12 protein-coding genes are annotated in these 12,339 nt (G+C 43.6%); 6 read left to right on the top strand and 6 right to left on the bottom strand.

Going from position 1 to position 12,339, the window contains the following annotated elements:
• Positions 1 to 40 precede the first annotated feature (40 nt).
• Together NWE96_12190 and NWE96_12185 are read right to left on the bottom strand one after the other, a co-directional pair.
• On the bottom strand, positions 41 to 625 hold the full coding sequence (locus tag NWE96_12190; GenBank protein MCW3984729.1) for a HAMP domain-containing histidine kinase: 585 nt from the start codon (positions 623 to 625) through the stop codon (positions 41 to 43).
• On the bottom strand, positions 562 to 1,656 hold the full coding sequence (locus NWE96_12185; GenBank protein ID MCW3984728.1) for a hypothetical protein: 1,095 nt from the start codon (positions 1,654 to 1,656) through the stop codon (positions 562 to 564). The genes NWE96_12190 and NWE96_12185 overlap by 64 nt, the downstream gene beginning before the upstream one ends.
• A gap of 331 nt (positions 1,657 to 1,987) precedes the next feature.
• Between NWE96_12185 and pstS the strand changes: the two genes are divergently transcribed.
• A complete protein-coding gene (pstS, locus tag NWE96_12180; GenBank protein ID MCW3984727.1) occupies positions 1,988 to 3,082 on the top strand; it encodes a phosphate ABC transporter substrate-binding protein PstS in 1,095 nt (364 codons plus the stop codon).
• An 11-nt stretch (positions 3,083 to 3,093) separates the two neighbouring features.
• Here pstS and NWE96_12175 read toward each other — a convergent pair whose 3' ends face one another.
• The gene (locus NWE96_12175; protein MCW3984726.1) at positions 3,094 to 3,411 is read right to left on the bottom strand and encodes a hypothetical protein; all 318 of its coding nucleotides are present in this window, start codon (positions 3,409 to 3,411) and stop codon (positions 3,094 to 3,096) included.
• Between the two features lie 47 nt (positions 3,412 to 3,458).
• Between NWE96_12175 and NWE96_12170 the strand changes: the two genes are divergently transcribed.
• Together NWE96_12170 and NWE96_12165 are read left to right on the top strand one after the other, a co-directional pair.
• Positions 3,459 to 4,355, top strand: a complete 897-nt coding sequence (locus NWE96_12170) for an acyltransferase (protein MCW3984725.1) — start codon at positions 3,459 to 3,461, stop codon at positions 4,353 to 4,355.
• Positions 4,318 to 4,872 (top strand): hypothetical protein, encoded by a 555-nt coding sequence (locus NWE96_12165; protein ID MCW3984724.1) that lies wholly within the window; start codon positions 4,318 to 4,320, stop codon positions 4,870 to 4,872. The genes NWE96_12170 and NWE96_12165 overlap by 38 nt, the downstream gene beginning before the upstream one ends.
• 45 nt (positions 4,873 to 4,917) lie before the next feature.
• Here NWE96_12165 and leuS read toward each other — a convergent pair whose 3' ends face one another.
• Entirely contained in the window at positions 4,918 to 7,800 is a 2,883-nt protein-coding gene (leuS, locus tag NWE96_12160; protein MCW3984723.1) for a leucine--tRNA ligase, read from the bottom strand.
• Positions 7,801 to 7,917: 117 nt separating this feature from the next.
• On the opposite strand from leuS, the gene NWE96_12155 reads away from it, so the two are divergent.
• From NWE96_12155 to NWE96_12145, 3 genes are all read left to right on the top strand, one after another.
• The gene (locus NWE96_12155) at positions 7,918 to 8,910 is read left to right on the top strand and encodes a polyprenyl synthetase family protein (GenBank protein MCW3984722.1); all 993 of its coding nucleotides are present in this window, start codon (positions 7,918 to 7,920) and stop codon (positions 8,908 to 8,910) included.
• Between the two features lie 174 nt (positions 8,911 to 9,084).
• Positions 9,085 to 10,422 carry an MFS transporter gene (locus tag NWE96_12150; GenBank protein ID MCW3984721.1) on the top strand — a complete coding sequence of 446 codons (1,338 nt, stop codon included), beginning with the start codon at positions 9,085 to 9,087 and terminating at the stop codon, positions 10,420 to 10,422.
• A 25-nt stretch (positions 10,423 to 10,447) separates the two neighbouring features.
• Positions 10,448 to 11,578: a TIGR04084 family radical SAM/SPASM domain-containing protein gene (locus NWE96_12145; protein MCW3984720.1), complete on the top strand. Its 1,131-nt coding sequence runs from the start codon at positions 10,448 to 10,450 to the stop codon at positions 11,576 to 11,578.
• Here NWE96_12145 and NWE96_12140 read toward each other — a convergent pair.
• Both NWE96_12140 and NWE96_12135 read right to left on the bottom strand, forming a co-directional pair.
• A complete protein-coding gene (locus NWE96_12140; GenBank protein ID MCW3984719.1) occupies positions 11,575 to 11,832 on the bottom strand; it encodes a translation elongation factor-like protein in 258 nt (85 codons plus the stop codon). The two genes, NWE96_12145 and NWE96_12140, sit on opposite strands and share 4 nt — an antisense overlap.
• Positions 11,833 to 12,058: 226 nt before the next feature.
• Complete coding sequence (locus tag NWE96_12135; protein MCW3984718.1) at positions 12,059 to 12,268, bottom strand: hypothetical protein; 210 nt, start codon at positions 12,266 to 12,268, stop codon at positions 12,059 to 12,061.
• Positions 12,269 to 12,339: the final 71 nt, after the last annotated feature.

Raw genomic sequence — 12,339 nt, 5'->3', positions numbered from 1 at the left:
AGGCAATTGGGATATAAGTTATTCGGCTACAGTTTAGCGATTACGTGATGTCTGGGATTGGGAGATAGACGCTAAAAGTTGTTCCTTGCCCTTCTTTACTTTCGACTACGATTTTTCCCCCATGTAAATCAACGATACGTTTGCATATTGATAAGCCAAAACCCATACCTTTAGCTTTGGTCGTGAAAAGTGGTTGGAACAGTTTTTGCAGGGTTTCTTTAGTCATGCCTTCCCCTGTATCCACGAATTTGAAACAAGCCATAGCCCTCTCGACCTGACAGCTGACAGTTAATACACCTTTGTTTGGCATCGCATCTACAGCGTTACTGATGACGTTAGAGAAGACCCTTATTATGCTATCAACATCAACCTTTACTGGCGGTTCATCTTTAGTTTCATCGACCAAACGTATTCTCGCAGGAACATTCACTATAGACAAGGTTTTCATCAACAGATACTTCGGGCTTGCTGCTTGAAGTTCAAGCTTAAAGTCTCTGGAGTAATCCAGCAAGTCATTAACGATCTTGTCGGAGTATCGTACGTCTTCTTGGATTAGGCGGATCATTTCACCGTCGGTTGTTTGGGGATTAACCCTGCGTTTAAGGTAAAAAGCTGCGTTGGCGATGCCCTGTAATGGGTTGCGGAGGTCATGAGCGTCGCTAATTCGCCTATGGCAGAAAATCGTTCCGCTTTCTGAAGTTTATGCGTATTCTCTTCTATTTTGTCAAGCATCCCGTTGATTGACTTTGTTAATGTATCTATTTCGTCGTTTCCTTTTGTACGCAGCCTCTTAGTCGGGGTGTTGTCTTGAGTGATGTTGCTTACTTCATTGTTGAGCTTGCTAAGTTTGGCAAGAAACATGAATTCAAGAAACAACGCAACTGTTACGCTAAATACGACGCAGCTTACTATCACTAAGCGGTCAACGTAGTTTACTGTTATTATACCTTGGGTGTAAATGCTTCTTGGAATGGTTACTCCGAGCATGAATGCCGGTTGGTCTTTTAGGTCTTTTATTACGTAGTAGCCGATTATGTAGTTGTTGTCTATCGGTGATGAAAACGTATTTACTGATTCGACGGGTGCAGTTCTTTGGCTGCTAACCTTTTGCCATTCATCGTATTGAGTAAGTGTAACCGGTAACTGTACAGTTCTGGACAACAGCGCAATGACATTGGAATCGATAAATCGAGCCATCACCAAGGTGCACTCGTTTGTTTCATCTGTAGTGCTCTTTGGGATTGAACTAGACGCAACTATCAATGACCCCTCAGGAATGGAGATTATGCCTTTAACAGAATTTTCAACACTGCTTACTCCCCATAGAACTTCGTTTTTGTATATTTCGTCCAATAAACTTTGAGGCACACCTATGTTCCTGTAGGTAGTAAGATTGAAACCAAAACCATACAGAAACTTCCCCGCTTTATTATAAACAAGCATGTAGTTGACTCCTAATTCAACCCAGGATGTGATGGCTTGACTTGAAGTGTCAAATGAGGTTTCTTGATTTCTAACAAAAGTTACTATGTTTGCCATTCTTGCCCAAGTGTTTACTTTGCCTTGGTAATGATCGATTTCATTCATCAAAGCAATTTGCACTTGCCCAACTACGCTGCTGACTTGTTTTTGCTCCAATTGACTAAAGTTACTCAAGATTATGCTTTCAGAAATGAAGTGCAGTAGTGATATTAGGCAAATGGTCGTTACAATTAAAACTGTTAGTGTTTTGGATCTAAGTTTCATGTAAAACGCAAGTTCCTTTTTTCCTGTGGCAGCTGATTTGGACTCCGAATTGGCATACACGTTGATTGTTGTTGTCAGCTTTTGTTTTCTGAATCTTGTATCACCTGAAGGCGTGTACAGTCAAAGGTTCTATGTTTTAAATAAATAATCTATAGAGAATATGCTAAATACAGTCGTCAAGGATATATTAAGGGTTAAGATAGACGTTAGCAAAATTAATCCGTATTTAGTAGGAAGTAGTATGCAAAATACTGCAAAAATATCACTCGCATTGGTTGCAATAATAACAATCGTTACAGGCACTTTTAGTTACCTATATTTATCTCAACCCGCTCCCGCGGTAGCACTTTCAGGTTCAGGAGCAACCTTTCCCGCACCTTTGCTAAACGCGATGATTACCGAGTATCATGGCAAAAAAAGTAATGTACAGATAACCTATGACGCCGTCGGCAGTAGCAATGGCATATCAGCGCTAGAAGCTAAAGCAGTGGATTTTGCTTGTTCTGATGCACCCCTAAGCGTTTCCGACCGCGTAAAGGCACCGAACGCTCTTCATATACCCGAAACAATCGGCGCAGTCGCTGTTGCCTACAATCTTGAAGGCGTATCGAGCGGGCTCCATTTGACTGGGGCTGTTCTCGCAGACATTTTTATGGGGAATATAAACAAGTGGAATGACCCCACTATTCAAAACATAAACCCACAGATAGCGCTTCCTAACCACAATATTACTGTGGTACACCGTTCTGATGGTTCAGGAACTACGTTTATCTTCACTAAATTTCTCTGTACGGCAAGTTCAAGTTGGGCTACTGACATCGGAAGCGGAAAAACAGTAACTTGGCCAGTTGGTTTAGGCGCAAACGGCAATTCTGGTTTAGCAAGTGTGGTCCAAGCCAACGCTTATACTATAGGATACATCGAGTTAGCACACGTACTGCAGAACAACATGACTGTTGCGGCTATACAGAATCCTTTAGGCAACTGGATTATTCCCAATCTTGATTCTACCCAGATTGCAGCCCAATCAAGCGCGTCAAGTGGACTACCTGCAGGTAACCAAGACTGGGCGCAGGTAAGCCTCCTAAACGCTCAAGACCCACATGCATACCCCATTGTTAGCTTTTCTTATGTGCTTGTTTATCAGGAATTAAATGTGATTCCAAGTATGACTTTTGATAAAGCTAAGGCGCTTGTTGAATTTTTGTGGTGGATGGTTAATGATGGCCAGCAACTTGCGCCCGATTTATCATATGTGCCACTTCCGACAAACGTAGTTCAAGCTAACAAAGAATCCATCCTATCCATAACATACAACGGGCAAGAATTAATTTGAATAAAAGAAAATTAAGTCTGGTACTTTGGGTTTTTTGATTCTTTTATCCAAAATTCAGGGTCATCCACGTCGATAACTTGAATTTGAACGACATTAGCGGGGTTAGTGAGCACCGCACGTAGACGAGGTGACAAATCAGGCTTTGACAACAGCAGCATCCTTGACGCCTCCAATGCTTCAGCGATTTTTTCCACACGCCTGTTGGGATACCCGTTGTACCTGACGCTCTTGCCTTCTTTGATGGCTTGATCGAAAGCTTCTTTGGTGCACTGGATGAATTTTCTGCCATCGCGGATGAACCAGAAGGGACCAGTGGGGTTCTTGGGCATAAGTATCTGCAGGCATATTTTCTATTTTAATTAATTAAGGTTGTGTGGTGGCGGCTCAGTACACTAATGCTTATTCAGTCAACCTGAACCTTGTTCAGTTCTTACGTGCAATTGTCGTCATCGACGCCAAAAGTAAACCTGCATCGATGGTTAAAACGGTTTCCAGAAAACTATACCGCACAGGGGTACACAAAAAAGCCATCAGTAAACTTGATAACAGCGCCCCACCCATTCTGAACCAACAGGCGAAAATGTTGAAACTCACCCCCAACGCATTAACCGCAGAAGCCTCAGTGTTTCTCAACATCGTTCGCTTAATCGCCTGCGAGCTCGTTCTAGTAAGCCACTTCTTCACCCGATATCAGCCTAAGACATTGGACTCGATATTCTTCGGAGGCATGCTCGGAGGCATCGGCGTTTTCCTGTTTTTCTCCATCTCAGGCTTCTTAATCTCTTACTCCCTACTACAAAAACTACAAAACAACCAATACAGCTTTAGAAATTACTTCGTCGACCGCTTCAGCCACATATACTCAGGCCTCTTACCCGCATTGCTTTTCATCGCTGTAATCGCAGGAGCAATCGCCCTAACCAACAACGTGTACTTTACCTACCTAAGCGAGACTGAATCAGCGCCAAGCGCCCAAAACTTCGCGGCAACATTAGGCCTGATAGTAAATTTTCCAACAGGCTTATTCAACCTACCCGTCAACGCAGCTTTACACGCTCCAGTTACGCTACCGACGTTTGCTCCGTTTGGGTTTAACGCGGTATTGTGGTCTCTTGCTGTGGAATGGTGGATTTACATGTTTTTCGGCTGGCTCGTCAATAGGTGGTTTAGCCTTTTTGGGGAAACGGGAAAAACCCCGCCGCTACAAAGGTCTTTTTTTGGCGGTTGCAGCAATTTTGAGTATTGTTCTTGTTGCTTTAGCGTGGGATTATAGTGCATTCATCGTTGTTTGGTTCTTGGGTGTTGCATCGCTGTGTGTGGTAAGCAACACGAAAGTACGTTCGAAGCTAACTTGGCCTAGAGCCTCAAAAATAGTCGCTGTACTTCTTTGTGCATCTTTAGCCGCGGTCATTTACGAGGGATACGTTATCTATACGTTAACGCATGAATCGTTTAACATGCTGTTCGGTGTCTTGATCGCAACCAGCGTCTTTTTGTGCATCCTGTTGTTAAGCGGAAATGTGAACTGGCTTTCAAGGAATATGCTGAAAAAACGGGTAGCTAAATACAGTGGCTCGATGGCTGCTTTCTCGTACACCCTTTTCTTAATCCATTATCCACTGCTTTTGTTCCTCAACGGGTTTAACTTTCAAGTTGACCGTTTCCTGTTATTCATACCTATAGTTTTGTTGATTAACGAAATAGCTTTCTGTCTTGCTGCCCTTGGAGAAAAAAATCACAAAAAACTGGCTGCAAAACTAAAAAGTGTCCTCCATATTTCACCCGTTTAATCGAAATTCAAAAGTAGGGCGTTTGCCAGAAAAAGCAAACAACGCTTACTCGATGTAGATTGCTGGTTGATAGGGCATTGCCATTGCGGCGCGACCTTTGGGGTCAAAGCGTGCGGGGTCAGATTCACTGTAAACAGCGATTTCAGCGTTGAAGCGTTCTTTGTAGAATGCTGCTGCATCTTTGAGGATTGTTTTTTCATCCACCATTCTGATTTTTGTCATGTTAGATTTGCGTTCGCCTGATACCTTGGTTAGTGCTTTGATGACTTTGGGAACCATGGGGGCGATGTCCTTCATATGCGGTTTAAGTGCGGCTTCAGAGGCGAATTCCTTCATCAACTCGTTGATTTTCGCTTCGCCAGCAACGGTTTTCTCTACGATTTTAAGGTAAACCTGCCACTTCCATTCAGCCGCTGTGTAGTAGACCACACGTTTTGGGGCGATTTTCATGGCTTTCAAGATGTTATTCGTGTCCCCCATGACATCGATTACAAGGTTCTCTTGCTCTTCCGCGGCAACATCCAACTTTGCAGGGTCGTAAACTGGCCATTTAGCTACGCTTATGAATCCCTCTTCGCCTGTTTGGCTCCAAAGCTCCTCGCAGGTAAAGGGCGCAAACGGCGTAAGCAGCTTAAGCCAATCCTTCACCGCCTCACCCAACGCCTTAGCGTCAGTATTTCCCTTACGCTGAATGTACCAACGGATGTCATTCCAAGTTTCAAACAGAGCAGTTTGCAGTGCAGTGCGAGTTTTTAGTTCATCTAAGGCAGCGGTGACATCTTTTATGCGTTTTTGCAAACGAGTCTGCAGCCAACGCTCCAGCGCCGTGTTGTCATCCTTCTTTGCAGTGATAATTATGTTGCTAGCAAAACCCATCAGCGCCTCCAACTTGCTCTTGAGGTCGGTGACGTTGTCGGCTCGCCAGTCTGGGTCATCCATTCCTTCCGCGCCTAAAAGCAAACCGCAACGGGTGGCATCTGCACCGTATTTTTCGACAGCGCCTTTCATGGTTATGAAGTTGCCTTTGCTTTTGTGCATACCTTGCCCTTCTACCATAAGCATGCCGTTGACGCCGATGGCTTTAGGCCAGTGCTCAGGGGGAAAGAGGGCGGCGTGGTGGAATATGCAGAAGCTGAGGTGGTTGGGAACGAGTTCTTTGGCGCTGTTGCGGAGGTCGAAGGGGTACCAGTAGAGGAACTCGCTTCGCATGGATTCAAGCACTTCTACATTGATGCCGACAGCGCTGGCAAGCTCATTTGAGTTGCCTTTGCCGAAGAAAACATAGTCGAAGACTTCAGGTGTTAGCGATTCAGGTTTTATGTTGTGCTGTTTTATGTGCTTGTTAACGGTGTAGAATGCCATGTAGACTGTGCTGTCGCTTAGCGTTTCGATTATCCAACCTTTTCCCCATGGCAATGGCGTTCCAAAACCTGTCGTACGCGCGCAAGCCCATTCTCTGAGCCAGTCGATTACTGTATTGAACCATGGCTTTGCGGAATCGGGGTAAATCGTGAGTTGGCCTATCACTTGGTGGGCGAGTTCCTTCCATTTTGGCTCCGAATAGTTGAGGAACCACTGGTCAGAGAGAATTTTAACGACGCATTGAGTCATACACCTGCAAACAACGGGATCTGAGAGGTCATACATTCTGTCCGCTACGCCTGCTTTTCGGAAATCGGCAATCAAGGTGTCTTTAGCTTCGCGGATGGTTTTTCCTGCGTATGGACCGCAGTTGGCTTTTAGTTTGCCGCTGTGGAACTCTTTTTTGTAGAGTTCGTTTGTGGCTTCGTCGGCTTTGGGGTCGTTTTGGTCTTTAATGCCCATCTTCTCCACTATCTCAACTGCGGGGAAATCGCCAAAACCTTCAACACTGATGATTGAGACGGGTTTAATCGTCTGCACAGATGCAGGTTCGATTCCAAACTGGGTGAGCACTTCGGGTTTCTGCTGTAAATCTCGAAGCGCCAAATAATCGTAAGGCGCATGTGCGGGTACACTGTAAACCACGCCCGTTGCCGTTTTGGGGTCAACAAACCAGCCTGGCAAAATCGGAAACTTGAGCTTAGTTATGGGGTTCTCAAAGGTTTTGCCGATGAGTTCTTTACCTTTGAAACTCCGAATAACCTCGATTTTACGCTCTTGTTCTTTGAGTTTATCTGCGGCTTCTTGACTAATTATCCAATTTTCTCCATTGACCAAAGCTTCTACGTAGGTGGCGTCGGGGTTGATCCACATGTTGGTGATGCCGTAGATGGTTTCGGGGCGGAAAGTTGCCGCGGGCAAGAAAGTCTTCTCATCAAGCTTGTATTTTATTAGGGTGTATTCTTCGGGGGTGACGCCTTCGCCGCTTTGGCGGTCATGGTCACCTGTAGGCGACTGATCTTTGGGACACCAAACCACCGGGTGCGTGCCGCGTGTTACGTAGCCTTTCTCTTTGAGGTTTTTGTACTGCCACTCAACAAACTTTTGAAAAGTCGGCATTACCGTGGTGAATTCCCGTCGCCAATCAACCGAGAAACCCACGTTCTTAACTGCGGCACGGCCTTCGTTAGTGTAATACTGAGCCATATAGAAGGGGTCAACAAACTTTTTGAGTTCCGCCTCTGGGACCCCGTCGACTTCGCGGAGAACTTTGATGTATGCCTCATCGCCCCTTGCAACGCGCTGCGAGGCTCCAAGCAATGGTTGCCCAGTCCAGTGCCAACTCCAAGGCCAAAGCACATTGTAGCCCTGCATGCGTTTGAAGCGGGCATAGGCGTCAACGCGGCTGGCGGTGAAGGTGTGGCCGACGTGTAGAGGGCCGTTCATGTATGGGAAGGGGAAAGTTACCATCTTTTTTTCGCGGTTTGGGTCTGGGTCTGCTTCGAAGATGCGGGCGGCTTCCCAGCGTTGCTGCCATTTCTGTTCGATTTGCTTGGTTTGGCTCATGAAACCCACTGATTAAGTCTTAAGCTATTAAGAGTTTTGCTTCTTTTTAGAACCGCTGTTTTGTTACCTGTTTATGTAGGAAAAAGTTAAATCGATTCCGCCTCAGATATTGACAATATGTCAAAAGAGAGTAACGCAAAAAAACTTATTGCCGTTTTGAATCAGAAAAGTCATAAATCAATCCAGTTGGCAAAACAAACCATTCTTGAAAAAAAATTCAGCTCAGAAAACATTAACCAAATTATTCAAAAATATATTTCAGGTTGGAATGATGCCACAAGGCCTGGAACATTAGCATTAGCCTATGAAGCTGCAGGTGGAAAAACAAGTGATGTTGAAAACTTACAAGCCGCATTATTGCTTATCGATGTAACGATGGATATTCATGATGACATCATTGACGAATCCACTATGAAAAAGAATAAAAAAACGGTTTATGGGAGACTCGGAAAAAACTCGACTTTACTCCTCGGCGATGCATTCATGGTCGAAGGCTTCAGTCAACTCTACAAAGCAGTAGAAAACTTGCCCAAAACGCAACAAGAAAAAATAATGGCAACAGTTCAAGATTTTCTGATAGAAGTTGTTGATGCCCATTTAATAGAATCACAACTTAAAAACAAAAAATGGACACTAACACCTGAAACCTACCTTCAAGTTTTGACAAAAAAGGCCGCTGATATAGATGGGCGCATGAGAGCAGGCGCAATCTACGGTGGAGGAACTGATGAAGAAATCGAAATTTTAAGTAAACTTGGACGAAACCTGGGGATTTTACTTATTATTCGTGCGGAGTTCGTTGACATATACGACTCTGACGAGTTATCTAACAGGGTAAAGAATGAATGTTTGCCTTTGCCCATTCTATACGCAATTAGAAACAGAGGCATTAAAACAAAAATCAAGCAGGTTCTGGACAGCAAAGAAATTGGAGAAAGCGAGTGTGAAGAAGTCTTAGCGCTACTTGAAAAATCAACCGATATAGCAGAACTCAAGAGTTACCTTGCTAAAATAGTGCAAGAATCTTTGACGTTGCTTGGAAAATTAAATGAAAATCAAGCAAAGAAACACCTACAACAACTGTTTGTTTCCTTGCTTGAAGATCTTTAGGGTATTTAGATAGTAAAGCGGACTGGTTTCTTTCGTACTTCCTTGGTTGCCTTCATCCTTTCTCACCTGTATATCTGTAGTACAGATTCATAATATAAGCTTTGTTGTACTACACACATACAGTTGCTAAAAAGGTTACTTTCGATACATACTTCTGATTCGTAAAGTTATAGGGTGGCGATTGATTATCTATACTTAAAGATGTACAAAAAGATAGTGCAAAGTATTCCAGGTCTATTCCTGCTTGCTAACAGCCTGTCATGGTTTAGCCTCACGATGTTAGCCATCGGAGATGTTGCACATGGGCACCCTATCGTTGAAATCTTGTTAATTGCTAGTGCTTATTTTGGAAGTTTAATTGCCGCCGCTTTTATTGGCTCCATGCTTCCAAATAGAACAATAAACAATCGAATTTTTCTATTAACTTGGGTATTCTTAGGAGTTATCAGTTGCTTAATATTTTCTCTATGGTCAGCTACTGATCTATTTGCCATAATTTTACGGTCACTTCTTCTTGGTTTATCCGCAGGAGTCGGGATACCCGCATGCTTTTCTTTTTTCGGTAACTTAACTAAAACGGAAAATCGTGGAAAAGTGGGTGCGGTACTCTTTTTCACTATTCAACTACTCACAGCTATAGTTCTGTTTTCGGCGTCTTCAATCATTTTGGAGCAACAATTCCAAATACTTGCATTCTGGAGACTTTTAGCGATATTCGCAATTATTTTCTATAAACCCATAGCACAGAAAACAGATCTGCTCAAAACAAGCTACATTTCAATTATCAAAGAACGCACGTTTCTGCTGTATTTTCTACCTTGGTTTCTCTTTACATTAATTAATTTTATCGAAGCACCCATCATTGAAACCTTTTTCGGCGACCTCTACACAACATCAGTAATTACAACAACCATCATCAGCAGCATTTCTGCAATATTCGTAGGCATACTTTGTGACAGAAAAGGACGAAAAATCGCAAGCATTTTAGGTTTTGTTCTCTTAGGTTTAGGCTATGCCTTTTTAAGTTTCTTAGGTGGCCCTGCTAAACCAATAGCGCAATACCTCTACATTTTATGTGATGGGATTGCGTGGGGTGCTCTCTTTGTTTGCTTCGTATTTGTAATATGGGGTGACTTGTCTGAAGGGAAAATACGGCAAAAGTACTACTTCATTGGCAGCATACCCTTTTTGCTTTCAGGATTGATTGAAATTCTAATTCGATCCTTTATTAGCAGTGTGGATGTTACAGCTGCCTTTTCGTTGGCTAGCTTCTTCTTATTCTTAGCCATTGTTCCTCTGCTTTTTGCAGCTGAAACGTTACCTGAAAAAGCCCTGAAGGAAAGAGACCTCAAAAGCTACGTTGAGAAAGCTCAAAAAATGGTTTCTAAGGAAACAAAGAAAAAACAGAAAAAAGAAGAAAACACCCAAGAAACCGAAAAAGAAGAGAGCGAAAAAGAAGATAACTCGAAAGAATACGAAGAAGCAAAGAAGTTGGCGGAAAAATACTATTAAGCAAGTCCGCCTTTAGTGGCTAAACATGTTCTTCCATGTGATCCTCACCAGCGACTGCAACTTGCAATGCAAATACTGTTTTGGCGAGAGTTTAGACGATTTTGATGAAGAATTCGGCGACGACATAGAAGTCGACTACAACTTGCCCCGCAAATTCAACTACGACATTGCGTTGCTGGAGAGGTTTTGCCGTCAAGACCCCGAGTGTGTGTTAACCTTCTATGGCGGGGAACCGCTGATGCAGGTTGAGAAGCTTCGAGAAATCATGGATAAAGTGTCGCCTAAAATGTACATGATGCAAACCAACGGATTACTCCTGCATAAACTCGAACCAAAATACGTTAACCGCTTCCACACCCTGCTCGTTTCACTTGACGGCGAAGAAGCCCTAACCGACTATTACCGAGGCGCTGGAACGTACAGAAAAGTCATCGACAACCTCAAACTCATAAAACAAAACGGCTACCAAGGCGAATTAATCGCACGCATGACCATCATGGAGCAAACCGACATAGAAAAACAAGTCAAATACCTCCTAAACAACCCAGAATTTTCCTTCACATCAGTTCATTGGCAACTCAACGCAGGGTTCTGGGGCAACGACTATCAACGCCGTAACTTTGAGGAATGGACCAAAACCAGCTACATCCCAGGCGTGGATCGTTTGGTTCATTTCTGGGTTGACCAAATGGAACAAGAAGGCACGGTGCTTAAGCTTTATCCTCTTTTGGGCATTGCAAACTCATTTCTCAACGAAGAAAAGGAGTGTTTGATGCGCTGCGGTAGCGGTTGGATAAACTACTCAATCCAAACTGATGGCTACATTTTACCTTGTCCAACCATGTGGGGTATGAAAGCTTACTATTTGGGGCACATAAAAACCGCGAACCCCCTGCAGCTGCCCAAAATGTTTGTTCAGGAAAAACCCTGCAGCCAATGCAAAATCCTTGGCGTCTGCGGCGGCCGCTGCCTATACACAAACATTACTAAACGCTGGACAGAGGACGCCTACAGCAAAGTGTGCTATACTGTGGAACGGTTGATTGCGTCGGTCCAGAGTGAAGTGCCAAGAATGCAGAGGTTGATTGAAAACGGTAAACTGTCCCTGCAAGACTTTGATTACGTGAAGTACAACGGTGCAGAAATCATTCCCTAAAGTTTCTTGTACACTACGTCTTTTTCGTGCGCATGCTGGTTTAGTTTTAAACCGATGCTTTCTCCGCCTTCCGCTCGCGGTATAGGGTTGCGGTCTATCTGGATGGATTCCACTGTTTGCTCAAAATCTGTTGATGGCCCCTTTATTTGGATGCGGTCGCCGACTGAGAGGGGCAGGGTTAATTTTACTACTGCAACGTTTATTTTTGAGAAGTAATGGGTTATTGTGCCGATTTCGATTATGGCGTCTTCCAACTGATATTTCCCACTTTTTGTTAATACGGTGCTTTGTAGATAAAGATTTTTTCACTTTTTAGTACGGTACCTGACTTTTTTTAATGTACCGTAATGTATGTGGCTATAAAAAAGTGCGACTTGCGTATTCGATCCCTCTGGTCGATGTTGCTGCTTTGTAGCCACCTCCCCACCCCTTATATTTGCGGATTTGCGCTACAAAAGAGAAGTGTTACTGGTTTGTAGTTTATTTTCGAAGTTTAACCTTAACCGACCATTCGAGTTTATCAGTTAAGCTGGAGGGGTTTTCGTTTATGTTATGGCTTTTTAGGTATTTGGCAAGTGTCTGTTCAACTTTATCCCAAACCTCATCAGTGTCCAGTTGAGTTACAAGTGTTCGCCCAACGCTTTCACAGATTTCCATCGCTTGTGTATCTGTAATTTTTAGGGTTTCCATACTGTTTCAACAAAAAAGGGTGCGTATTGATGTATTAAGCTGTGTGACTGTGCGTATACGCCATCATCTTA

The sequence above is a fragment of the Candidatus Bathyarchaeota archaeon genome (assembly GCA_026014685.1).
In the GTDB taxonomy this organism is placed as follows: domain Archaea; phylum Thermoproteota; class Bathyarchaeia; order Bathyarchaeales; family Bathycorpusculaceae; genus Bathycorpusculum.
This window is presented reverse-complemented; position numbering and strand designations above follow the sequence as displayed.